Source organism: Salinimicrobium sp. CAU 1759, from assembly GCF_054482715.1.
Map to the genome: position 1 here is coordinate 13,767 of NZ_JBTLRK010000001.1, position 25,332 is coordinate 39,098.

Annotated in this window: 19 protein-coding genes; 6 read left to right on the forward strand and 13 right to left on the reverse strand. The window is 43.7% G+C overall.

The genetic code is table 11. The annotated features are described in order from the left end of the window. Positions 1–8: 8 nt before the first annotated feature. Together lipB and ACXYMT_RS00050 are read right to left on the reverse strand one after the other, a co-directional pair. Positions 9–707, reverse strand: a complete 699-nt coding sequence (gene lipB / locus ACXYMT_RS00045; RefSeq protein ID WP_459057052.1) for a lipoyl(octanoyl) transferase LipB — start codon at positions 705–707, stop codon at positions 9–11. A gap of 11 nt (positions 708–718) precedes the next feature. Beyond that, the gene (locus ACXYMT_RS00050; RefSeq protein WP_168138260.1) at positions 719–880 is read right to left on the reverse strand and encodes a YqaE/Pmp3 family membrane protein; all 162 of its coding nucleotides are present in this window, start codon (positions 878–880) and stop codon (positions 719–721) included. Between the two features lie 120 nt (positions 881–1,000). Here ACXYMT_RS00050 and lysS point away from each other — a divergent pair, with 120 nt between their 5' ends. Further along, positions 1,001–2,698, forward strand: coding sequence for a lysine--tRNA ligase (gene lysS / locus ACXYMT_RS00055; protein WP_459057053.1), 1,698 nt, complete (start codon positions 1,001–1,003; stop codon positions 2,696–2,698). 47 nt (positions 2,699–2,745) lie between these two features. On the opposite strand, the gene ACXYMT_RS00060 is transcribed toward lysS, so the two are convergent. Continuing rightward, complete coding sequence (locus ACXYMT_RS00060; RefSeq protein ID WP_459057054.1) at positions 2,746–3,753, reverse strand: PorP/SprF family type IX secretion system membrane protein; 1,008 nt, start codon at positions 3,751–3,753, stop codon at positions 2,746–2,748. Position 3,754: 1 nt separating this feature from the next. Further along, entirely contained in the window at positions 3,755–5,626 is a 1,872-nt protein-coding gene (locus ACXYMT_RS00065; protein ID WP_459057055.1) for a T9SS type B sorting domain-containing protein, read from the reverse strand. Positions 5,627–5,857: 231 nt separating this feature from the next. Here ACXYMT_RS00065 and ACXYMT_RS00070 point away from each other — a divergent pair, with 231 nt between their 5' ends. The 3 genes from ACXYMT_RS00070 to ACXYMT_RS00080 all read left to right on the forward strand — a co-directional run bounded on the left by ACXYMT_RS00070 (position 5,858) and on the right by ACXYMT_RS00080 (position 10,076). Continuing rightward, positions 5,858–8,350 carry a zinc-dependent metalloprotease gene (locus tag ACXYMT_RS00070; protein ID WP_459057056.1) on the forward strand — a complete coding sequence of 831 codons (2,493 nt, stop codon included), beginning with the start codon at positions 5,858–5,860 and terminating at the stop codon, positions 8,348–8,350. A 212-nt stretch (positions 8,351–8,562) separates the two neighbouring features. Then, the gene (locus ACXYMT_RS00075; RefSeq protein ID WP_459057057.1) at positions 8,563–9,402 is read left to right on the forward strand and encodes a DUF7282 domain-containing protein; all 840 of its coding nucleotides are present in this window, start codon (positions 8,563–8,565) and stop codon (positions 9,400–9,402) included. Between the two features lie 65 nt (positions 9,403–9,467). After that, positions 9,468–10,076 (forward strand): lipocalin-like domain-containing protein, encoded by a 609-nt coding sequence (locus ACXYMT_RS00080; protein ID WP_459057058.1) that lies wholly within the window; start codon positions 9,468–9,470, stop codon positions 10,074–10,076. 81 nt (positions 10,077–10,157) lie between these two features. Here the strand turns inward: ACXYMT_RS00080 and ACXYMT_RS00085 are convergent, their stop codons facing one another. From ACXYMT_RS00085 to ACXYMT_RS00115, 7 genes are all read right to left on the reverse strand, one after another. Beyond that, entirely contained in the window at positions 10,158–14,030 is a 3,873-nt protein-coding gene (locus ACXYMT_RS00085; protein WP_459057059.1) for a heavy metal translocating P-type ATPase, read from the reverse strand. A gap of 79 nt (positions 14,031–14,109) precedes the next feature. Continuing rightward, positions 14,110–14,628 carry a helix-turn-helix domain-containing protein gene (locus tag ACXYMT_RS00090; RefSeq protein ID WP_459057060.1) on the reverse strand — a complete coding sequence of 173 codons (519 nt, stop codon included), beginning with the start codon at positions 14,626–14,628 and terminating at the stop codon, positions 14,110–14,112. 44 nt (positions 14,629–14,672) lie between these two features. Next, on the reverse strand, positions 14,673–15,275 hold the full coding sequence (locus ACXYMT_RS00095; protein WP_459057061.1) for a DUF3347 domain-containing protein: 603 nt from the start codon (positions 15,273–15,275) through the stop codon (positions 14,673–14,675). Positions 15,276–15,298: 23 nt separating this feature from the next. Continuing rightward, positions 15,299–17,056 carry an efflux RND transporter periplasmic adaptor subunit gene (locus ACXYMT_RS00100; protein WP_459057062.1) on the reverse strand — a complete coding sequence of 586 codons (1,758 nt, stop codon included), beginning with the start codon at positions 17,054–17,056 and terminating at the stop codon, positions 15,299–15,301. After that, positions 17,040–18,293 (reverse strand): TolC family protein, encoded by a 1,254-nt coding sequence (locus ACXYMT_RS00105; protein WP_459057063.1) that lies wholly within the window; start codon positions 18,291–18,293, stop codon positions 17,040–17,042. The genes ACXYMT_RS00100 and ACXYMT_RS00105 overlap by 17 nt, the downstream gene beginning before the upstream one ends. Then, positions 18,290–22,120 (reverse strand): efflux RND transporter permease subunit, encoded by a 3,831-nt coding sequence (locus ACXYMT_RS00110; RefSeq protein WP_459057064.1) that lies wholly within the window; start codon positions 22,118–22,120, stop codon positions 18,290–18,292. The genes ACXYMT_RS00105 and ACXYMT_RS00110 overlap by 4 nt, the downstream gene beginning before the upstream one ends. Positions 22,121–22,197: 77 nt before the next feature. Then, positions 22,198–22,596 (reverse strand): HYC_CC_PP family protein, encoded by a 399-nt coding sequence (locus ACXYMT_RS00115; RefSeq protein ID WP_459057065.1) that lies wholly within the window; start codon positions 22,594–22,596, stop codon positions 22,198–22,200. A gap of 170 nt (positions 22,597–22,766) precedes the next feature. Here ACXYMT_RS00115 and ACXYMT_RS00120 point away from each other — a divergent pair, with 170 nt between their 5' ends. Next, positions 22,767–23,714: an NmrA/HSCARG family protein gene (locus tag ACXYMT_RS00120; RefSeq protein WP_459057066.1), complete on the forward strand. Its 948-nt coding sequence runs from the start codon at positions 22,767–22,769 to the stop codon at positions 23,712–23,714. Positions 23,715–23,718: 4 nt separating this feature from the next. Here the strand turns inward: ACXYMT_RS00120 and ACXYMT_RS00125 are convergent, their stop codons facing one another. Both ACXYMT_RS00125 and xrtF read right to left on the reverse strand, forming a co-directional pair. Next, entirely contained in the window at positions 23,719–24,159 is a 441-nt protein-coding gene (locus ACXYMT_RS00125) for an exosortase F system-associated membrane protein (protein ID WP_459057067.1), read from the reverse strand. Beyond that, the gene (xrtF, locus tag ACXYMT_RS00130) at positions 24,143–24,748 is read right to left on the reverse strand and encodes an exosortase family protein XrtF (RefSeq protein WP_459057068.1); all 606 of its coding nucleotides are present in this window, start codon (positions 24,746–24,748) and stop codon (positions 24,143–24,145) included. Before xrtF ends, ACXYMT_RS00125 begins: the two co-directional genes overlap by 17 nt. Positions 24,749–24,787: 39 nt before the next feature. Between xrtF and ACXYMT_RS00135 the strand changes: the two genes are divergently transcribed. After that, positions 24,788–25,243: a GAF domain-containing protein gene (locus ACXYMT_RS00135; protein WP_459057069.1), complete on the forward strand. Its 456-nt coding sequence runs from the start codon at positions 24,788–24,790 to the stop codon at positions 25,241–25,243. Positions 25,244–25,332: the final 89 nt, after the last annotated feature.

Here is a 25,332-nt window from a genome sequence, read left to right on the forward strand (position 1 = left end):
TTAAATTTTTAGACTAATTCCGCTTCAAAAAGGGCAGAAAAGTGCTTCTTTATTTTTTCCTTGACTTCTTCTACCGGCACTTCCTTGACTCCTAATTCTACATTTAGAGAAGTCACTGCCTTACCTTCAATTCCGCAGGGAATGATGTTATCGAAGTAGCCAAGATCTGCATTCACATTAAAGGCAAAACCATGCATGGTCACCCAGCGGCTTGCGCGAACGCCCATTGCACAGATCTTCCTGGTAAATGGAGTTCCTGGATCCAGCCACACCCCTGTTTCCCCCTCACTACGTCCTGCTCTTACACCATACTCTTCCAAGGTGAGAATAATTGTTTCCTCCAGAAGTCTTAAATATTTGTGGATGTCCGAGAAGAAATTTTCCAGGTCCAGAATTGGATATCCAACGATTTGCCCGGGACCGTGATAGGTGATATCCCCTCCTCTATTGATCTTGTAAAAAGTAGCATTCTTTTGCCTCAACTCCTCCTCGTTGATCAAAAGATTAGAAATATCTCCGCTCTTTCCGAGGGTATAGACATGTGGGTGCTCAACAAATAAAAGATGATTTTTTGTAGCTTCTGCCGTTCCTTCTCTCCGGTTCCTTATTTTTTGATCAAGGATACTTTTAAAAAGCATTTCCTGATATTCCCAGGTATCCTTATAATCCCGCAGCCCCAACTCCTGAAACTCAATAATCCTATTCAAATCCTTCTTCTTTACCTGCCTTTGTTATTATTCAATATGATCAAAGCCGCTATCACTCCCGGTACCCAGCCCAGCAGGGTAAGGATAAGCACAATAAGGATAGAACCACAACCTCTGTCAATAACTGCGAGGGGTGGAAAAAGGACCGACAATATTACTCTCCAAATACTCATAACAAGCACAAAGATATTAAATTCCGGGGCAACGATTTAGCCCCTCATCACTTCTAAAAAACAATTGATTGGTTCTCCTAATGTCTGTATCTTTGCCAGTCAAATTTTGAACTTTATAAAATGCATTTATCTGAACAGGAACAAATTCGCCGGGAGAAACTGGATTCCCTGCGAAAACTAAATATAGATCCTTATCCCGCAGCGCTTTACCCCGTTGATCACACTACTTCTGAAATTAAAGCTGAATTTGAGGAAGACAAAAAGGTAGTGATCGCCGGTAGGTTGATGTCGAGAAGGATTCAGGGAAAAGCTTCTTTTGCCGAAATTCAGGATTCCACCGGAAGGATCCAGGTGTATTTCAACCGCGATGAGATTTGTCCGGGAGACGATAAAAGCAAATACAACGACGTATACAAGAAACTTCTTGACATTGGAGACTTTATTGGGATTGAAGGGAAACTTTTCAAAACCCAGGTAGGAGAAAAAACCGTAATGGTTGAGAATTTTACCCTTTTGAGTAAATCTCTAAAACCTCTTCCCCTTCCAAAGACCGACAAAGAGGGCAAGACCTTCGATGAATTTAATGATCCCGAACTTCGTTATCGCCAGCGTTATGCCGATCTTGTTGTGAATCCAAAAGTGAAGGAGATCTTTGTAAAGAGAACCAAGCTCTTCAATGCGATGCGGAATTTTTTCAATGAGAAAGGCTACTTTGAAGTTGAAACTCCAATTCTACAATCCATTCCCGGGGGAGCTGCGGCGCGTCCATTCATAACACATCACAATGCACTTGATATCCCGCTATACCTGAGAATTGCCAATGAACTTTACTTAAAAAGGCTTATAGTTGGTGGTTTTGACGGGGTTTATGAGTTTTCAAAGAACTTCAGAAATGAAGGAATGGATCGTACGCACAATCCGGAATTCACTGCCATGGAGATCTATGTAGCCTACAAGGACTACAACTGGATGATGGAATTCACAGAAAATCTCCTGGAGCATTGCGCGATCGCTGTAAACGGTACTACCGAAGCTACCTTTGGACCACATAAGGTTGATTTCAAAGCTCCCTACGCCCGCGTAACCATGACCGATGCAATCAAGAAGTTCACGGGATTTGATATTACAGGCAAGTCTGAAAAAGAACTTTTTGAAGCTGCCAAGGGAATGGGCATCGAAGTAGATGACACTATGGGGAAAGGAAAGCTCATCGACGAGATCTTTGGAGAAAAGTGTGAAGGGAATTTCATTCAGCCGACTTTCATTACAGATTATCCGAAGGAGATGAGTCCGCTTTGTAAGGAGCACCGTGAGAATCCGGAATTGACAGAGAGGTTTGAATTAATGGTCTGCGGAAAAGAGATCGCCAACGCCTATTCAGAACTTAATGATCCAATTGATCAGCGAAATAGGTTTGAAGAGCAGTTGACGCTTTCTGAAAAAGGGGATGATGAGGCCATGTTCATTGATCACGATTTTCTTCGTGCCCTGGAATATGGAATGCCGCCAACCAGCGGACTTGGAATTGGAATGGATCGTTTGATCATGTTCCTTACTAATAAACAATCTATTCAGGAAGTATTATTCTTCCCACAAATGAAGCCCGAAAAGAAAGCCGCTACTCCAAAACCGGAAGATTTTATCAAGATCGGGGTGCCGCAGGAGTGGGTGGATACTGTGATGCATGAATATGGAACTGTTGCCAGGCTTCAGGAAAACAAACCAACACAGGTACACCAAAAGCTGAACGGGCTTCGTAAAAAGAATAAATTGCCCATAGCTGCATTGCAGCTGGACGAGGTAGAAAAGTGGTTCTAAAATGCCATTTTTGACACCATACTAAAAGGAACCTTCGGGTTCCTTTTTTAATTTATAGCAGGACAGCCGCAGTGGTAACGCTTACGTGGCGCACCAAAGTTATAACCCAGAGTGAGCTGATGAAATCCGCTGTTGCTGAGAACCGTTTCATTGAACTGCTGGGAATAAGTATAACCAATTAAAAAACTTCGAAATTCTACTCCCGCAAAAGGAGTGACATACCTGATGTTTTCAAGATCGTCCTCTTCGATCTTATCCAATCCCTGCCGGTAAGAAAGACCTGCCCATACCTGTCCAAAACCAAAATTTCGATAAGCTTTCAAGTTGACATCTGCGATTTTTTCCGAAGTATCTTCAACAAATTGGAGCATAACCGATGGCTCCAGGAACCAGTCATAAGATGGTGAAATAATGTATCCGGCCGTGAGAAAATACCGGCGTTGGTTTACCGCAATATTATCAGAATTGAATAGTTCTCTGGTTACCGGAAGCAGATTCTTTGCTGCAAAATGCATGTACAGATCCTTTCTAAAATAGGACATTCCCACGTCCATATTTGTGTAACTTACTGAAGTTTTGTCCTGCCCTAAGATTGGATCTGGTTGATCAAATCCACTCTGATCCAACCGGTGCTGAATAATCCCCGCACTAATCCCAAAGCTCAGCCTGTGCAACTCCAGATCTCCGGAAGGCAATCTTAAATGATAAGCGAAAGTACCATAAGCACCCGATTTAGAAAAGTTCCCGTTGTGATCATTAAAAATTATGGCACCAATCCCTTCTCTGTTTCCCAGTCTGCCATTAACAGTAAGCGTTTGCATTCCCGGGGCATCATCGACTTCAAACCACTGCTGCCGCGCCGTGATACGCAGTTGGTTTCTGCCCGCAGCCCCTGCAAGAGATGGATGTAACAGGTAAAGATTGTCGGTAAGGTAGTCTGAGTATGTAGGAATGATCTCCTGGGCAGCAGAGCGGTCACTGCTGATAAGGATTCCCAAACTGAGGACCCAAAAAAGGCATTTTAGAAGGAATATATTTCTTGTGTGTTGTAACATATTAACGCTTTAAGGTAAAATGGCCTTTTTGAGGCTCAAATCCTTCAATAAAAATGTGATACCAGTAATCTTCTGCAGGAAGATCTTTTCCGTTATAAGTTCCGTCCCATGCAAATCCTGCACCCTCGCCCATCGCCAGTAATTTTCCATATCTGTCAAAGATCCTGATCTCTGAGCTGCTGAAGAATTCCACCCCCTTCAGCACGAAACGGTCGTTAATTCCGTCACCATTGGGAGTGAAAAATTTTGGCAGCACAATATGAGGAAATTCTTCGGAAACTGTACTACAACCTTCAAGATCCCGAACATAGGCCGTATAGATTCCGCCGGGAACATTTTGAAAGATATTTGACTGCTGAAAATTGCTGCCGTCAAGAGAATATTCGAACTGCCCGGAATTAGAAGGTTCAACGATCACAGTAGAACCTCCGGAGGTAATATTTTCTATTCCGGCAACATCAACCGCCTCAATTTCAAATCTCTTTGTTGCACTACATCCATTAGCATTGGTGAGGATCACTGAATAACTTCCCGGCTCACTAATGTCAATATGCCTCGTTGTCGTGCCGTTATTCCACCTGTAACTAAAATTCCCTGCTCCTCCATCAAGTTGGATCTCACTGCCTGAACACAGTTGCCGGAATTCATCTTCGACTACAGGATTTGAAAAGATGATTAAAGTAACAGGTGTTCTGGGACCGGCTCCACAATCGAACCCGGTTTTTACAGCTTCAGCATAATAAGTTCCTTCGGCAGCGGGAACAAATGACCGGCCGGTTGCGATAACCTCACCGCCTGAAGCAGACTCATACCACAAAACCGATTCATCATCTTCTACGCTCACAACCAAGGGCGGGATGTTTTCCACCTCACAAACCTCCACATCCCCTTCGCTCACCGGTGCTTCGGGAGTTTCTACAACAATAACCGCAAAAGACTCAGATGCGGAACTGCACAGATTATCAGCTAGATTTACGGCATCTTCAGCCACCTTCACCCTATATAAACGGGTGGAACTAATAGGGGGAGAAGAAAAAGTGTTTCCGTTTTCTCCCGGAATATCCTGCCAGTTCTGTTCATTGGTACTTTCCTGCCATTGAAAGGCATAAGTGTTGTAGACAGAACCGTCTGGCGAGGCAGTAAGATCTACGGTCACAGGAGCATCGGGTTCACAGATCTCTAAAGAGTTTCCTTCTACGACCGGTGTACTGATCTCTGTGAGATCCCCGCAGGACCTGAAGATAATATCGTCTATAGCGAGGTCATTTCCGCAGCCACCAATACCATTATTGAACATCTTCAAAATAACCTTATCCTGTCCGGGTGCAGATCGGAATGTTAATGCTTTTTGAGACCATTGCGGATTAACGCTCGAATAAATATCTCCCGTACTTCCTTCAGCCAATACTATACTTCCTGTTTCATCCAAAATTTGAAACTTCACATTTATTGGCACTTCATTATCAACACAAGCCCCGTTGGAAGGATTAAAAACATTCATCAAAAACGCCGAAAACTCATATGTTGTCGCTTCACATAATCCCGAAACTACAGTTTCATAAAAAATTCCGGGAGTGAAAGCTGCATTTACGAGAAGTGCTTTCCCTCCTGATATGGTGGTGGAAGGCAAATTATGCCAATTTCCATTGTTTTGCCCGGTACTACTAATTATCGTGTATTCCCCATCAGAGTACGGAATCCCTGCCACATAGTTATAATTAATAACATCTGCAGGCAGAGGAGAACCAATCCCCGATCCCGCGCCAAAAGTTTGATCAAAGATAGGGTCCCCTTTACTACCCGGACAAAATCCCAGTTGGGAAAAAGCATTTCCGGAAAGAAGTAAAAAAATAAGAATGAAGGGAGTTCTCATCTTACCTCAAAGGTACGGGAAAGCAAATGGATTTTAAGATAACTTTGGCATCTTGTTTTTATGATCTTTATCAGAAATTTTCAGCTTCTTAAATTTCATTTTAAACCTTTTACTGCTTCTACTGTCAAAGAATCAGCAAAGTGCATTTCCGTTTATTTTAACAAGCTTCGGCTAGGTAGCCGACATCTGTTTTTCTAAATTGGGCAATTCTTAACTAAAAATTTACAATTAATGAACAACCGACTATTGTTCCGGCTGGTTATTGTTTTTTTCTCTTTTTCAATAACAAGCTGCGCCGTCTTCCAACCTGAAAAGGACAAAAAAGCGACCGCTACAGCCAAACCCTCCGAAAAAGATAAGAACGGGATCAAACCTTACGACAAGGTGATCACCAAAAAAGCAAAATCGGACACCGGATTATTTACAGTACATCAAATTGATGATGATTATTATTACGAGATCCCGGACAGCCTTTTTAACCGGGAAATGCTTATGGTTACCAGGATCGCCCAAACCGCTTCGGGTATTGGTTTTGGTGGAGGAAAACAAAATGAACAGGTGCTTCGCTGGGAAAAAAAGAACAAGAACGTTCTACTTCGGGTAGTGTCTCATGATGTCTATGCTGCAGATTCACTTCCTGTTCATGAAGCCGTGGTGAATTCCAACTTTGAGCCTATTCTTTTCTCCTTTGACATTGAAGCTTATCACAAAGATTCTGTGAATAATGCAACTGTGATCAAGGTGACAGATCTTTTCAAAAAAGATGTACAGGCTCTTGGTTTTCCTGAGAGAAACCGAAAGAACTACAAGATAAGCCGCCTTGACGATAGCAGATCATACATCGACACTATCAGAAGTTACCCCAAAAACATTGAAGTTCGTCACGTAAAGACTTACAATGCAGGGGAACCACCTTCAAATTCAAGCACAGGATCTATTTCGGTAAAAATGAGCAACTCCATGATCCTGCTTCCAAAAGTACCTATGGAAAGAAGGTATTATGATGAGCGCGTTGGCTGGTTTACAACCGGACAAACCGATTACGGTCTTGATGCTCAAAAAAGTGAAACTGTACGCTACCTTGACCGCTGGAGACTTGAGGTGAAGGAAGAAGATATGGAGAAATTCAAGCGTGGGGAACTGGTGGAACCTAAAGAACCTATAGTTTATTACGTAGACCGTGCTACTCCAAAGAAGTGGATACCATACATTAAGCAGGGAATTGAAGACTGGCAGGTTGCTTTTGAAGCTGCAGGTTTCAAAAATGCAATTATAGCTAAGGATCCTCCATCAAAAGAGGAAGACCCTGACTGGAGCCCTGAAGATGTGCGTTATTCTGTAGTGCGCTATCTAGCTTCTCCAATCCCCAATGCAAATGGGCCGCATGTTAGTGACCCCCGTTCAGGAGAGATCCTGGAGTCTGATATCAACTGGTATCACAACGTAATGACTCTTTTGAGAAACTGGTATTTCGTTCAAACCGCGGCAATTAATGAAGAAGCACGCGGAGTAGAATTTAAGGATGAGATCATGGGTCGTTTGATCAGGTTTGTATCTGCTCACGAGGTGGGACACACTATTGGACTTCCACACAACATGGGAAGTAGTGTTGCTTATTCTGTTGAGTCTCTTAGAGATCCTGAATTCACTAAAAAATATGGAACAGCTCCTTCTATTATGGATTATGCCCGTTTTAATTATGTGGCTCAGCCGGAAGATGGAGATGTAGCCTTAATGCCTAATATTGGACCGTACGATAAGTATGCAGTAATGTGGGGTTACAAGCCAATTCCTGAAAAAATAGGAAAAGAGGAAAAAGAGATCCTGGATACATGGATCCTGGAGAAAGCAGGAGATCCGGTTTATAGATTTGGTGCTCAACAAAGCAGCGTAATTGATCCAACTTCTCAGACTGAAGATCTGGGTGATGATTCTGTTCTGGCCAGCCAGTACGGTATCAAGAACCTGAAAAGGATTGTTCCTAACCTCATCGAATGGACTGCTGAAAAAGGTAAAGATTACGATGATCTTGAGACCATGTATGAGCAGGTCCTTGGCCAGTACAACCGTTACATGGGCCACGTGGCTGCCAATGTAGGAGGTGTAATTAAAGAAACCAAGACCTACGACCAGGAAGGTGCCGTGTATTTCCACGTAACCCCCGAAAAGCAGAAAAATGCGATGAATTTCCTTCAGGATGAGTTGTTCTCAACTCCGGAGTGGTTGATCGATCAGGAGATCTTTAACAGGATCGAATTTGACGGTAGTGTTGAAAGAATAAGAAACACGCAGGAAAGAACTCTGAACAACCTGCTTGACTTCGGAAGAATGGCAAGATTGATCGAGAACCGTGAAATGAACGGAAGCAATGCTTACGGACTGCTTGAAATGATGCAGGACCTTAGAACCGGTATCTGGAGTGAATTGAGAAGAGGACAGAACGTTGATACTTATCGCAGGAACCTTCAGCGGGCATATATCGACAGGATGGAATATTTGATGAACGAAGAACAGGAATCTATTCCTGCACGTTACAGATCCTGGATCACCAGATCTAACATTGATGTGGCACAGAGTGATATCCGTCCGGTAGTAAGAGGGGAGCTTAAGAAGCTTCAACGCGACCTTCGCAACAGCATAGGTAGAAGCAGAGACACCCTTACCCGTTACCATCTTGAGGACGCTTTGGAAAGAGTCAACCTCATTCTTGACCCAAATAGCTAATTTAAAGTTTTTAGCGTATAATGGAGCCGGACGAAATTCGTCCGGCTTTTTTTATTCAAAATTTTAAGTGGGTACCGGGCTTTTTTCCTGAAACCGTAATAAAGCTAAAATTTTAGCGATTTTAACTCTTTTGGTTTAATCAGTTAATTCCAGTTTAACCACCAAAGTTAAACTATATGCAATTTCCGTTTGAGTCTTACAAATGTAGGAACATGCAACCATCTAAAAATCATAACTTTACCACATTGCTTTCACTTATTCCTATCAAAATGGCACATTTCTTAAAAAAAATTATGCTCCTGGCAGGAGTGTTCTTTTTAGCTACTGCTTTGAATAGCTGTAGTGATGATGATAGTGACGCTCAAGGTGAACCTGAACCCCAGGGCACTATAACAATAACTGAGGAAGAACAAGTAATCTCCCAAAACACTCCTGTCATTGATCTTGTTAATGCCAATACAGATGTGTGGTTAGTAGCACGTCACACCGATGCTTCAGGAGAGATCCTGGGGCAAAAGTTATTAGCGGCAGGTAACAGACATGAAATTCCCTTGTTATTGCAGGGAACCGAGCTTATGGACGGTGACGCAATTCATTTGATGCTGTATGCAGATGATGCAGTTGGTATGGGAGATGGTATTTTTGAAGAAGGAACAGATGATCTTCCTATTACCGGTGTGTCAAAAACATTAGTGGTAAGAAGTCCGGGATTCACAATTTCCGATGCCGCTGTAGTTGAGAATACCATCATCTTTGATAATGTCACCGTTGCAGAAAGAGGCTGGATTGTCCTTTACAATGGAAATCCAAATATTTCAAGTTCCGGTATCATAGGTTATACTATGGTTGAAGAAAGTGAAAATAATGTGGTGGTAGAACTAAACGAGAGCTATAGAGCAGGTGATCAGCTTTTTGCAAGACTCCATGCAGAAACTGAAGGAAACAGGCAGTTCTCCTATCCCGAAGTTGTTTGGACCCATCAAACAGACTCTCCGGAATTCTTTGGTTTTGAAGAAGATAATACCATCTGGATGAAATTGGAGACCGATTAGTTAATTCTTCAATTAGGCTTTCAAGCCATCTTGCTCCCCAACTTTTAAACAAATCAAACAGGGTAATGAAAAAACTTTTTATACTACCGACACTATTAATGTATTTAATGGTCCCGGTTTCATGTTCACCAGATTATCCTCCTGAAGCGAAGCCACCGGTATTTTCTGGTGGTAATCCGGGTGGGAACAATGATGGTGATACAGCAGCTGTAGACGATGAACCCAATATTTTCTTTGGATTCCTGGATGGCGATGGTAGTTCAACTACCTATATAGATATGCCTGTTGAAAGTTCTCCTTCAAACTTATTAGTAGGACGATGGCAAATCGACAAACTCGGAATAGATGAAAACAATGATGGAAAAATTAAGTACTATGAGTATCAGGACTATCATCACGAGGATTGCGGATTTAGCTTTTTGCAATTCAACAACAATGGAGTAGTCTTCGAAAACAGCTACTATAAAGATAGCGGAACGTGTATTCTATATTCCGAAATTGATCATTATGAATTCCTCGAGGCACAAAGGCTTAAAATTTACGTCTATGAAAACATTTATGTGATCAAGCTGACCGAATCAGAACTGATCTTGAAATACGACTGGGCCTTTGAAAATTCTCTATGGGGACCAATGCAAGTCTACTATCATTACACGAATTTCCAGGAACCTTAAAAGCTCACTTTGAAACTGAGCTTAAAACATAAAGAAGCTGTCCTCTAAATCTTTGAACAGCTTCTTTTGAGATCATATTTGTTAATCGAGCTGAACACCTCTCAACCTCAACGCATTTGCAATTACCGAAACAGAACTAAAGCTCATAGCCAGCGCTGCGATCATTGGAGAGAGGAGAATTCCGAAGAACGGGAATAGCACCCCGGCCGCAATTGGAACTCCCAGGGTATTGTAAATAAGAGCGAAGAAAAGATTTTGCTTTATGTTCTTCATCACTTTTTTGCTCAAATTCTTTGCCTTTACAACTCCGTGCAGATCCCCTTTTACGAGAGTAATTTCAGCACTTTCAATGGCAACATCGGTTCCTGTTCCCATTGCGATTCCAATGTTGGCTTTTGCAAGCGCGGGCGCATCATTGATCCCGTCCCCGGCCATAGCCACTTTTTTCCCCTGCTGCTGAAGTTTCGCAACTTCTTCCATCTTATCCTGTGGCAGCATTCCGGCCTTAAAACCCGATAAATGTAATTCTTTTGCCACTGCGGCAGCTGTAACTTCATTATCTCCCGTTAACATCACCACCTCAACTCCGGCGTCAATGAGATTTGATATAGCTTGTTGGCTTGTCTTTTTAATTGGGTCGGTGATAGTGAGATAACCGGCCACCTTTCCATTCACAGCCACGTAGGAAACAGTTTTCCCCTGTTCCTGCTCAGCTTTTACCTGTTGCTGAAGATCTGCACTAACCTCAGCATTGATCTCCTGCATGAGCTTATCATTACCTATGGCAACCGACCTTCCTTCTGAAGTTCCTGTAACTCCCTTTCCGGTTACAGAATTAAAGTCTGATGCTTCCGAAAATTTCAATTTCTTATCCTTTGCATATCGCACTGTAGCTTCTGCAAGGGGATGTTCACTCTGTGCATTAACTGAAGCTATTATTCGCACCAGCTCTTCTTCAGAAGTATCTCCGGAAGCCACAACCTTTTCAACTGAAGGCTTTCCTTCGGTAATTGTACCTGTCTTATCAATTATAAGCACATCGATCTTGTCCATTTGCTCCAGGGACTGGGCGTTCTTTATAAGCACTCCATTCTGAGCTCCTTTCCCTACTCCTACCATGACCGACATTGGCGTTGCCAATCCCAAAGCACAGGGACACGCAATGATCAAAACTGCAATGGCATTGATTAGTGCGTATACATAGCTGGGCTCAGGGCCAAATACTGCCCAAACAAAGAAAGTGATGATGGAAATGATCACCACGACCGGAACAAAATATCCTGAAATTTTATCTGCCAGCTTCTGAATTGGTGCCTGCGATCTACTCGCGTCATTTACCATTTTAATGATCTGCGCCAGCAAGGTCTCATCCCCTACTTTTTCGGCTTTCATGGTGAAACTCCTGTTGCCGTTTATGGTTCCTGAAGTAACTTTATCACCTTCAGCCTTTTCTACCGGCACAGGCTCTCCTGTGATCATGGATTCATCAATATTGGTCTGCCCCTTCTCTATACTTCCGTCAACAGGGATCTTATCTCCGGGTTTTACCCTTAGGATATTCCCTACTTCAATTTCATCGGTATGGATCTCGCGTTCCTCTCCGTTTACCACCAAAATAGCCTTGTTTGGCGCCAATTTCAGCAGTTCTTTTATGGCAGAATTCGTTCGGCTATGTGCTCTTGCTTCCAGTAATTGCCCCAGCAAAACGAGAGTAAGAATAACAGTTGCGGCTTCAAAGTAAACATGAACAGTACCATGGTGGCTTAGAAACTGTTCCGGAAACCAGCCCGGGAACAGCATTCCAAAAACACTGAACAACCATGCTACTCCGGCGCCAATCCCAATGAGTGTGAACATATTCAGGTTCCAGGTCATGACCGATCTATAAGCTCTTTCAAAGAACATCCAGGTGGCATAGAAAACCACGGGAATGGAAAGGCCGAGCTGCACCCAGTTCCACGCTTCCATGCTCATCCAGTCATAAATAGGATTTCCGGGGATCATTTCACCCATGGCGATCAAAAAGATCGGGATGGTAAAAGCCACGGCTATTTTAAACTTTTTGAGCAGTTTGTTATAAGACTTTTTTTCAGCCGAAAGTTCAGGTTCTATGCGTACCAGGTCCATTCCGCAAATAGGGCAACTACCCGGCTCATCCTCCTTAATTTCAGGGTGCATCGGGCAGGTATACATTGGCTGCTCAGCTTTTAAGCTGACTTCCTCCACCAAATCCATTCCGCAGACGGGGCAGTCTCCTGGCTTATTATATGTCTTGTCACCTTCACAGTGCATGGGACAGTAAAAGGTTCCCGTGCCTTGTCCTTTCGGTTTCTTAGGCTTTGGTGGTGCTGTTATGTCTTGACCCGGTAAATAAATATTGTACGTGCTGCCATCCTTTCTTAGTGCTTCCTGAAAAACATTTCCAGCAATCGGGTTTTCTGAAGAAATAACCGCCTCTGCCTTTTCCAGGTCAACCCTCACCTCCTTAACACCTTCTACTTTTTGTAGCGTTTCTTCAACATGTGCCTGACATCCGCTACAGGTCATGCCTGTCACCTGGTATTTTTCCTTTGATCCTGTTGAATGGATGTGGTACTTACCGCCGTCTTTTTGTAGCGCATCTTCAAAAACGCCAATCTGAATGTGCTTTTGCATTTGCACCTTAGCTTCAGCATTTTCAAGATCTACGGAAGCATTTGTCACCCCGTCTACCTTCCGCAGAGTTTCCTCAACATGCGCCCGACACCCGTTGCAGGTCATGCCGGTGATCTTGTAGGTGTGGATCATGGTTGACTCAACTTTGCCAAAATTTTCATTATCAGCGGCAGTTGTATCATCATGAATCGAATTCTCCTTTTCAGGAACTTTGGTAAAGTTTGAACCTACTCCTGGATTTGTTTCAACTTTGCCAAAGTTTTGATCATCAGCAGCGGAATTATTTTCAGAATCCGTTTTCTCATCTTGTGGAACTTTGGCAAAGTTTGATTCTGCTCGTTCTTCCCTCTCAAAAATGTGATATTTACCGCCATCTTTCTGAAGTACATCCTCAAAAATCTCAACCGGAATGTGTTTTCCCATTTCCACCTCAGCTTCAGCATTTTCAAGATTCACGGAAGCATTTTTCACTCCGTCCACCTTCCGCAGAGTTTCCTCAACATGTGCCCGACACCCGTTGCAGGTCATGCCGGTAATTTTATAGGTGTGGGTCATAGTTGACTCAACTTTGCCAAAGTTTTTATCATCAGCGGCAGTTGTATCATCATGAATCGAATTCTCATTTTCAGGAACTTTGGCAAAGTTTGAACCTACTCCTGGATTTTTTTCAACTTTGCCAAAGTTTTGATCATCAGCAGCGGAATTATTTTCAGAATCCGTTTTCTCATCTTGTGGAACTTTGGCAAAGTTTGATTCTGCTCGTTCTTCCCTCTCAAAAATGTGATATTTACCGCCATCTTTCTGAAGTGCATCCTCAAAAACCTCAACGGGAATATGCTTTCCCATTTCGATCTCAGCCTCTCCTTTTTGAAGATCCACGGAAGCATTTTTCACTCCGGCTACCTTCCGCAGAGTTTCCTCAACATGTGCCCGACAACCATTGCAGGTCATGCCGGTAATTTTATAGGTGTGGGTCATAGTTGACTCAACTTTGTTAAAGTTTTCATTATCAGCGGCAGTTGTATCATCATGACTCGGATTCTCATTTTTAGGAACTTTGGCAAAGTTTGAACCTTCTTCCGAAGTCCCGGGAGCCAGAATGTGATAATTTCCACCACCTTTTTGAAGAGCCGATTCAAATATATCCCACGGGATATGCTGCTCCATCTCGATCAAGGCCTCCTCTTTTTGAAGATCCACGGAAGCATTTTTCACACCGTCCACCTCCTTGAGAGTTTCCTCAACATGCGAACGGCAGCCGTTGCAGGTCATTCCGGTAATTTTATAGGTATGTTTCATTTCTCACACTTTTACATCCCAAAGTTCGCAGGATTAAAAGTGGAAATGTTATACAATTCTGGAAATTTGTGGTAAGATTTTAAAGCTTGTCCAGAGGAATGCGTTTGTTTTCCTTTACCTGCTTAAAATGGGTGGGCGTAAGGCCCGTAACTTTTTTGAACTGCTTGCTAAGATGGGAGACACTTGAATAATGCAGTTGATGGGCGATCTCACTAAGGGAAAGTTCGTCGTAAACCAGCAGTTCCTTAACCCTTTCGATCTTTTGGTTAATAAGATATTGTTCAATGGTCATGCCCTGCACCTCAGAAAAAAGTTTGCTCAGGGATGAATAATCCTGGTGAAATTTACCGGAAAGATGTTCCGAAAATGTCACTTTTGGGAGGTCTTCCGAAGTTCGAACCAGTTCGACCACCGTAGTTTTTATGCTCTCAATGAGCCGGGTCTTTTTATCATCAATAAGTTCGAAACCCAGTTTTTCCAGCCGCTCATTCAGCAGCTTTTTTTCTTCAGCAGAGAGATCGCGCTCTACTTCGGCCATCCCGAGTTCTACTGTAAGAGGATAAAGCCCGAACTGTTCCAGCTCAGACTTCACCATCATATTACAGCGGTTACAAACCATATTTTTGATGAATAGCTTCACGCTTAGCTCCCACTAATTGTGTCTTCCACTCTTCCGCACTTCAGCATCTTATCACCGTAGTAAGGATTTCTGATCTCCTGAGAAGCTGATAGCCAGTAAGCTCCTTTTCCGTCAAAGGCCATAGGGCAAAACTGCTTATAAACTTCTCCAGACCTAAGAGAACCTCTCAACATTTCTTCCATTGCCATAGAAAGATCTTCAAAAGCCGTTCTTTGCTCCTTGATGTCCTGAGAATTGCCAATGGTCTGAGCTGCCTGAAGAGCCTCTGAATTATTCTCAACTTTATTTAATACTTCAGCAAGCATTTTACCGCCGCTTTGAGCTTCTTCTGCATCTGTGTTTACAAGTGCAGTTTTGATGTGCATATAATGTTGATATGCCGCACCCATATTCTCATCTCTAAAGCCAACGGCCCCAGATTGCCCATCATCAAGATTGCCGCCCATCTCCATCTCCATGGCGTGGTCATCGGTTTCTTCCATATGCATTTCGTTCTGCATTGGCATCGCGCCGTCTTCAGTTTCATTTTCCTTTTTTGTCTCTCCACAGGAAGCCAGTAAAAAAGCTCCTGCCAAAGCCATCATTGTCAATTTTGTTCTTTTCATTTTTCTGTTGTTTAATTGTTTTTCTATTGTATTTGTTCTACTATTTCCCCGCAGGTGAGCATCGCATCACCGTAATACGGGTTTCTTATTTCGGCCACATCACTTAGCCAGTAAGCGCCTTTATCTGAATTCGCCATTGGACAATAATCCACGTAAATCGTCTTGTTCTGTAAACCAAAAGCAGCCACTGTTTTGATCAGTGCTTCAGAAAGATATATAAAATTCTCCCTTTGCTTTTCAAGATTAGCCGTGTTAAGTCCTTCTTCGGAATGTTGTAACAGGAACCGCTTTTTCTCTTCCCAAAATTCCTCTGCATCCCCTGCCAATCCTGCTGCTTCTAACTTCAGAAGCCTTTGTGCAAATTCCTTTGTCAAAGTTAAACTTTCTTTTTCTTTCCCTTCAACCAGCGCATCTTTCTGTTCGAGATATACCTCTACAAGATCTCCCAGTTGCTGCTGAAATTCTTTTGAAGTCTGAGCTCTAAAATCATTCCCTCCCTGCTTCAAATACTGCCTCACATCCATCGGCGCACCGGCCGTAGTTGCCGTTGCGGGATTCATCATACTCGGTTTTCCCGCAAGTTGTGCTGCGGCATCAACAGTGAATGTTCCATTCACCACGATCTCTTCTCCTGCCCTCAAGCCTTCCTCAACCACATAGGCAGTTCCCAAAAGAGGTCCCAGCACAACTTCCCGCATCACGAAAAGCGGATTTGTCGCAGTACCTTCATTGATATACACCACACTGCGTTTCCCGGTCCACAATACTGCCGACCGCGGAATAGTCAATCCTGAAGTGACTTTCTCGCCGCCACCTGTGACCACTCCCGAAACAAACATTCCGGGCTTAAGCCGGTTATTAGTATTTGGCACTTCAACTCTCGCGGTAGCCACACGGGTTTGCCTGTTAATGATCGGGTCTATAAAATCTATGGTTCCGGTAAAAGTCTCTCCCGGAATTGAAGCCACAGTAAAATCCACAGTATCTCCAACCTCCACCATGCCCATATTCCTCTCATAAATGTCAAATAAAATCCACATTTTTGAAAGGTCAGCAATTTGGTAAAGCGGCATTCCTCTTTCCACATAATCTCCGAGTTCTACCAATTTTTCAGTCACCACGCCACCAACATCGGCGGTAATGGTAAAACGATCGGTGGCTTTTCCGCTTTCGAGGATGCGGTTGATCTGGTTTTCGCCGATCCGCCAGTTGCGGAGCTTCTGTTTTGAAGCTTCAAAAAGTTCGGGTTGTGAATTCCGAATGGCGTAAGCCTGCAGCAATTCTTCCTGTGCTGTGACAAGCTCAGGAGAATAAACCACGGCCAAAGCCTGCCCGCGGTTCACTTCTTCCCCGGTAAAGTTCACCATCAACCGTTCGATCCTTCCCGGCACATGAGTGCTCTGTGTATAGGAGATCCTTTCGTCTACATCAACTTTTCCACTGAGCTCAATTTCTCTTTCTGCGGAAGTTTCTCCAACCTCCTGCGTCTGAATGTTCGCCAGTTTCATAGCGTATTCGGTCATTTGAACCGCATTGGGATTTTCAATCACATCTGATCCTTCCAGCGGAATAAGGTCCATTCCGCAAATAGGACATTTTCCCGGTTCTGTCGCCCTTATTTGTGGGTGCATAGAGCAGGTCCAGACGGTTTCCTGTCCTTCTTCCACCATTTCGTGCTCATGCGCAACTTCTTCACTGCCGCCAAAAAAGAGCCAGCCCAGTAAGATTCCCACGACAAGAGTACCTGCGATAATGAGTATATTTTTATTTCTGCCTTTCATAATCCAAAGTATTACCCGATAAATAATCGATTTTTGCCAATGCGGTAAGATATCCGGCTTCTGCCCCGGCAACCGCCAATTGATATTTTAATAGTTCCTGTCGCACCCGTAGCACCTCTTCAAAATCTGATGCTGCGTTGCGATAAGAAGAAAGCAGAAGATTTAGCACCTGTTTCGAGCTTTCAACCTGCCGCTCATAAAGTACAAGCATTGCCCTTGCCTCCCTGACTTCAAAAAGAGCTGTCTCAAGGTCGGCTAAAAGCTGATTTTTCACTCCTTCTTTTCGCTGTTCATAGCTTTCGGCCAGGAAAGCGGCCTGTTTGCGCGCTGCTTTATATTTTCCGCGGAAGATGGGCAGACTCACAGAAAGCATCGGCATAATCGCGTCACGACCGTTATCTTCTACCGCCATGTCCATTCTCTCCCCAACGATCACGTAATCCAGTCCGATTCCGACATTCGGCATTCCTTCTTTCTTCGCCAGTACTTCTCTCGCCCTTGCCGAAGCTGCCATATTCTCCAGTTCCTCCAGCTGAGGATTATCTTCCACTAAGGTGTCAAAAATGGCATTTTCGGGAACTATTTCTATTTGCGTTTGCACCACAACTGCTTCAGATTTTTCCCGATTCAGTAAAGCGTTGAACTGCGCCCGCAAAGCATCTTGCTTCAGTCGTATAATTTCCAGTCCGGTCACAGATTCATTCCTAAGCAGGTCGGCCTGTAAAACATCAGATAAAGCTCCGCTCCCGGCGCTCACCCTTGAAAGAGCGAGATCTTTATAATTCTGTAGGATCTCCAGGTTCTCCTGTTGAAACTGAAGCTGCTGCTCAAGTTCATAGAGCTCGTAGTATTTGGTACTCACCTGCAACAGGATTTCATTCCGTGTTTCCAAAAAGGCCTGAAATTTAGCTTCAGCCATTAGATTTGCGACGTTTTCCCGTGCTTCAAGTGTCCCAAACCAGGGAAACATCTGCATCAGCGAGAAACGGGCTTCCTGTGGGCCTAATCGTGTTTCCACCATTTGTCCAAAAGCGGAAACCGTAAGAGTGGGGTCGGGCAGGCTTTTCACCTGCGGTGCCTCCTGCAGAGCGGCTTCAAATTCAGAATAAGCAGCCTTGACTTTCGGATTATTTTCCGCAGCTATCAACAGGTAATCCTGTAAAGTCTGTGCATTTAAGCTTCCCGAAAGAAGAAAAAACAGACCTGTCAAAAAAGGTATTTTTAGTGCGTCTTTCATTCTGTTGTAATTTTGTTAGAATCTCTTGTAACCACTGTTTCCCTCCAGATAGCCTGCAGCACCGGCACGACGAATATTGTCATGATCTGTATTACCATCCCGCCCACAATTGGAATTGCCATTGGCACCATGATATCGGCTCCTTTTCCGGTAGAGGTAAGTACGGGGAAAAGAGCAATTATCGTAACAGCTGTGGTCATCATTGCCGGCCTCACCCTCTTTTTACCTGCTTCCAGCACTGCAGCTCTTACCGCCGGCACTGTTTGTGGATCCCGCTTCTCAAAAACCTGGTGAATGTAAGTTCCCATAAGCACTCCGTCATCTGTCGCGATTCCAAAAAGGGCAATAAATCCTACCCAAACCGCGACACTTAAATTGATCGTGCCCATTTGGAACAGGTCCCGCATGTTCATTCCCGAAATGCTGAAGTCCATGAACCACGGCTGCCCGTAAAGCCAGATCATGATGAATCCTCCGGCAAAAGCTACAAATACTCCCGAAAAATGGATCGTAGAGGCGATCACGGTTTTAAACTGAAAATAGAGCAAAAGGAAAATGATGATCAGCGAAATAGGGATCACGATTGCCAGTCTTTTCACTGCCCGCACCTGATTCTCATAATTCCCTGAAAACTCAAAACTCACTCCCGGCGGAACTATCAGTTCGCCAAGGGCAATTTTTTCAGCAATTAGATCCTGCGCATCGTTGACAACATCTACTTCAGCAAAATCCTGCTTCTTGTCAAATAGCACGTAACCCACTAAAAAGGTGTCTTCACTCTTGATCATCTGCGGACCTTTAACATAGCGCACATCGACCAGCTGGCCCAGAGGAATCTGAGCCCCTGTAGGAGTTGGCACAAGGATCTGTTCTATCTCTTCCGGCGAATTTCGAAGCTCCCTTGGATAACGCACCCGCACGGGATAACGTTCCCGGCCCTCAACGGTAGTGGTGATCTCCATTCCGCCGATGGCAGTCTCAATGGTTTGCTGCACTTTCTCAATACTGAGACCGTATCGGGCAATGTTTTGCCGGTTGATATCAAGTTCGAGATAAGGCTTTCCGACAATTCGGTCGGCAAAAACTGCTTCTTCCTTTACCGTTGGCACCTGTTTCAGGATCTCTTCCAGTTTAAATCCGAAGGCTTGAATGGTTTCCAGATCGGGTCCGTAAACTTTGATCCCCATTGGAGCCCGCATTCCTGTTTGCAGCATTACCAGTCGGGTTTCGATAGGCTGAAGTTTGGGAGCGGAAGTTATTCCCGGGAAACGGGTTGCTTTCACGATCTCGTCCCAAATATCATCGGGGCTGTTGATATGATCTCTCCAGTTCCTGAAATACTCTCCATCCTCGTCGGGAATGAGATCATTAGCAGTAATATTTCCAAGAACAGCTTCTTCATTTGGAAAAGCTTCTCCCGATTTCAGAATGAAATTTCCGTCATCATCTACCCTGAAGCGTTGCATCTCACCTTCCTCATTCAGCAAGTATTCGGGCTTATAATTGATCACATTTTCGTACATGGAAATTGGAGCGGGATCAATAGCCGTCTCTGCTCTTCCAAGTTTTCCGACAGCCACTTCAACTTCCGGAATATTTGTCACCGCCATATCGAGTTTTTGCAATACTTCTTTACTGCCTTCGATCCCAAGATGCGGCATTGAAGTCGGCATGAGCAGAAAGCTTCCCTCATTAAGCGTTGGCATAAATTCCTTTCCAACTCCCGGAAAAACTTCAGAAGCACCTTCCCAGGCTGTAGTTTCCCTGAGCTCCCAGCCTATTTCCTCCGCCCCGTCACCTAAAAATCCGAAGATCTTCGGGAATCCCTGCCAGATCAAAAGTCCGATCAAAATGGTGACCACCGGAAGCATTAAAAAAGTTTTCTTGTTCTCCAGGCACCAGGTCAATATGCTCTCATAGAACCTTACGACTGTCAAAAGCGCAGCCAGAGTAAGCGCTAACAGCACAATTACGAACAGGTAATTTTCAATAATAGAATTTCTAACTCCCAAAGGCATCCAATGCCTGGTGAGGAAGAATATGGTTACCGCCAGGATGATGAAAAGTGAGATTTCTTTTGAATATTTTCCGAGAAAACCGCGGCTTTTCGGCTCAAGTAATCTCAAAATTCCGATAACCGTCAGCGCCAGTGGCAACCACATTCCGAAGAGGAGAGCAAGGACAATTCCGCCGCCAATAAGACTGTAGTTCCAGATGCGGTTCACCCTCTCCTTTTTCAGCTTAAAAGAGAAGAAGTAATAAGACAACATTGGCAGGACCATTATTCCCAGCAAAAAGGCTGCTACTAAAGCAAATGTTTTGGTAAAAGCAAGCGGAATGAAAAGTTTACCTTCGGCATTTTCCATGAAAAAAACCGGCAGGAAACTTACAACGGTGGTTGCAAGTGCAGTTGTCACGGCCGGACCAACTTCTATAGTTGCATCGCGAATAACTTTTAAAAGCTTTGATCCCCGTGCATCCCTATTTTCCGGAAATTCGAGGTGCCGCAACGTGTTTTCGACAAAGACAATTCCCACATCGACCATAACCCCAATGGCAATCGCAATACCGGAAAGCGCAACTACATTCGCATCCACCCCGAAATAACGCATGGCAATGAAAGTCATGAGCACCGCGATTGGTAGCAGACTCGAAATTAAGATAGAAGCCCTTAGATTAAGCACCAGAATGATCACGACGATGATGCTGATAAGTATCTCGTCAGAAAGGGCATTTTCCAGGGTTCCTAATGTTTCATGTATCAACTGCGTGCGGTCATAGAAAGGAACAATGGTCAGCTTACTCACTGTTCCATCCTGCAGTACTTTTGTCGGCATTCCGGGAGCGATCTCCTCAATTTTGTCTTTAACATTGTTGATCACCGCCAGCGGATTAGATCCATACCGCGCAACTACAACTCCGCCTGCAACCTCAGCTCCCGCTTTGTCAAGAATTCCGCGTCTTTCTGCCGGACCTAAAGTAACAACCCCAATGTCAGAAATCAAGATTGGTGTATTGTCGTTCACGGCAACTACAGTATTTTCAATATCCTCCAAAGATTCGATGTAGCCGAGTCCGCGAACGAGATATTCCACTTTATTCACCTCAATGGTCTTGGCTCCAATATCACGGTTGGAGTTCTTCACCGCCATCATTACCTCGTCAATCCCTACATTGAAAGCTTTGAGCGCATCAGGATCAACATCCACCTGATATTCCCGAACAAAACCACCCACAGAAGCAACTTCCGAGACTCCTTCCACTCCGCTTAAGCCGAGCTTCACGTAGTAATCCTGCACAGACCTTATTTCATGCAGATCCCAGCCTCCTGTCACATTTCCAGCAGAATCCCTTCCTTCAAGTGTATACCAGAAAACCTGGCCCAGGGCTGTAGCATCGGGTCCTAAAGTAGGTTGAGCATCTTCGGGTAGGAGTCCGGGGGAAAGGGAATTGATCTTTTCCAGAATTCGTGTACGGGACCAGTAGAATTCCACATCTTCATCAAAAATGATGTTGATACTGGAGAACCCGAACATGGAAGTACTTCTAATGGACTCCACTCCGGGAATTCCGAGTAAAGCTGTAGTAAGTGGGTAAGTGATCTGGTCTTCGATATCCTGAGGCGAACGCCCCGGCCATTCGGTAAAGACGATCTGCTGATTTTCTCCAAGATCGGGGATCGCATCTACAGGGACGGGATCTCGTGGCAGGAGATCAAAATTCCAGTCAAAAGGGGATGTAACTATTCCCCAACCAATCATAAAGATCAGCAAGAGCGCGGTGACCAGCCGGTTATAAAGAAAATAATGAATTATTTTGGTAAGCATTCTTTGATATTAAATTGATTAAATGTGAACAAACACAGCAACCCCGGCATGCAGGGTTCAAAAAATCAATTTAATTATCAAATAATAAAAGTCTCGTCGAGCAAATGTATGTCGTAGACGAGCAAAGGAGGTTTATAGTGAAAGAAAGGAGTTTTAGCCTGGGCTTCTCCTTCAAATAAATCAGCGTAGGATAAGGTAAAAGAAGTGAGAAAAACCTGTTTTTCAAGGTCCAGATCATCAAATGATATCTTTAGCTCCTTTTGTCCTTCCACGGAAACTTTTTCTTCGTCACAGCATTCATCTTCAGCCGAAGCAGGCATCTCGGAATGCATTCCGCAGGTCTTGGCTTCAGAAAAAACCGCCTGATCCACCAGGATCTCTCCGCAGAAGTGTTTATCCACAGTAAAGGACATAGTAGAGAACAGCACCAAAAGTGCCATTAACAAAGATCCCGATTGTTGGAAAAAAGTTTTCACAGAAGACAAAGGTAATTATTTTTTAAATAACTGCTGCTTAGGTCTTAAAAACAGCCATAAGTCTAAAAAATTTCCATTTCTTCTCTTACCTCTACTTGAAAAAATTTGGCAAATATTTCACAACTACAAACGCTAACTTTATGATTATTAATTACTTAAAAGTAATAAAAATGGATGATCAAAAGATTATTGCGGTAGTCGGCGCAACCGGAGCCCAGGGTGGAAGTTTGGCAGATGCCATTCTTAATGATCCTAACAGCAACTTCAAAGTTAGAGCCATTACCAGGAATGCAAATTCAGAAAAAGCTATACGGCTAAAGGAGAAAGGTGCTGAAGTGGTAGAGGCAGATGTCGATGATAAAGCAAGTCTTGTGAAGGCTTTTAAAGGGGCATACGGTGCCTTTTGTGTTACTTTCTTCTGGGAACATTTTTCTCCTGAAAAAGAAAAGCAGCATGCAAAAAACCTGGCTGGAGCAGCAAAAGAGGCCGGCGTAAAGCACGTGATATGGTCTAAGCTTGAAGATACCAGAAACTGGGTGCCATTGGACGATGATCGCATGCCTACTCTTATGGATCACTACAAAGTTCCACATCTTGATGCCAAGGGAGAATCCAATAAGTATTTTGAGAATAGCGGAGTGCCCTATACCCTTCTTCACACTTCCTTTTACTGGGACAATTTTATCACTTTTGGAATGGGCCCTCAAAAAGGCGAAGATGGAGAGCTTTATATCACCTTCCCTATGGCCGATAAAAAACTGCCGGGGATCGCAGCAGAAGATATCGGAAAGAGTGCCTACGGAATTTTCAAGGCCGGTGATAAATATCAAAACAAAAGTGTGGGAATTGCAGGCGAGCATCTAACAGGAGAACAAATGGCCGAAACTTTTACAAACGTCTACGGAAAGAAAGTGCGTTATAATGCTGTGAAACCTGAAGTATACCGAAGTTTTGATTTCCCCGGAGCGGATGATCTCGGAAACATGTTCCAGTTCAAAGCAGATTTTGAAGAGGACTATTGCAAGGCAAGAAACGTAGAGAATACCAGGGAATTAGATCCTGAACTACTAGGTTTTCAGCCCTGGTTGGAGAAGAACAAGGAAAGAATTCAGGTGTGAAGCATCAATCCTTAGAAGGTCCTCGCTGGAGTCGGTAATAATAAAAAGCCGGAAGCAACAGCAGGATCAGAACCGGATGGGCTAAGAAACGCCGTACATAGAACGCAGCCAGATAATCCTTTGGCTGCACGTGGTGCATCAAATAGACGAATAGTGGAAATAGTATTATGAAGAAGCCTGCGTAAATGAGTGCAGAAAATTTTAGAATACTCCAGCTTCGAAAGGCAACATAAAGAATAAGAAGAGAGATAAGTGTATTTATTAAAAACCTCCATAGCACATTCCAAAACATGTAATTGGGAAAGACAATACGTTCTCCTGCCATGAATTGCTTTTCAAAAAAATACATAAAGGGATCATAGAAGAATTCGTATTCATACAGCCTCACCAGAGCTAACACTCCTACCAAGACCAAAATGATCAAGATCTTAGTGACTGCTTTCATATCTTATATTTTTAGAATAGATAGCTATCCACAAAACCCACAGCAGGAAAACCACCCCGTATATCACCAGAGGAAAGGCTATAGAATGTAAGAAATGTGCGTGCCACGGATATTCATAGATCCCAATGGCCATCAATGCGATCCTTAGAATATTTGTCACATAAATAACTACAGCCCCCGCCAGGGTAAAGAAAAGAGTGGTCTTTAATCTTCCCGAAAATGCAAGCATAAATGAGACAAAGAGAATAATTATGCTTGCGGCATTACAACCTTCTATTATCCTGGCGACGAATTTTTCTCCAATATACAGGTGCATGGTAGCCTCGGGAAATCCAGATCTAAGATGAGACTCATAGCCCAGTGCAGAAACCACAGCTTCACTTTGCACCGCAACCAGGTGGGTCAGGTAATCGGGGTAGTACACAGCCGAGCTATAATTTTGAAGATAGATGTTATACAAAAGCGCCAGCAGAAGATAGGTGCCTAAAAAGGTAAAAATGAACCTGATTACCGTAGAATATTTCTTTAGAAGCTGCCGCAAACTTTTACTAATGGTTTTATCAAAAGTATTTATTTCTCGCGTGGCCAAGAGATGAATTTTTAAATACTTTTGCCTAAAATATGAACAATGTCTTTTGAAAAATTAAGAACTGAGGTCTCCGAGATCCTCTCGAATAATAACAATCCTGTAGAAGCCAGACTAGCCGAAGTTTGCGAGCTTCTTAAAGCTGAAATAGATTATTACACCTGGGTTGGCTTCTACTTTAAGAACGGTGACAAAAATGAGTTGAAATTAGGCCCTTATGCAGGAGAACCTACAGATCACACCATCATTCCCTTCGGAAAAGGTATATGCGGACAGGTTGCCGTCTCCAACAAGAATTTTGTGGTCCCGGATGTTAGCGCCCAGGATAATTACATTGCCTGCAGTATTCACGTAAAGGCTGAAATTGTGGTGCCTTTGTTCAAGAACGGGGAAAACATCGGCCAGATCGATATCGACTCCAATGTACCCGATCCTTTTACAGAAGAAGACGAGCGTTTCCTGGAATTCGTAAATGAAAAAGTCGCGGAAATAATCTAAGCCGCTGTTCCAGCGGATCAATCCTGAGAAAAGGATCAGGATGACGTGCATATAAAAAAACAGTGGGTGCTAAAAATGACATTTTTGGC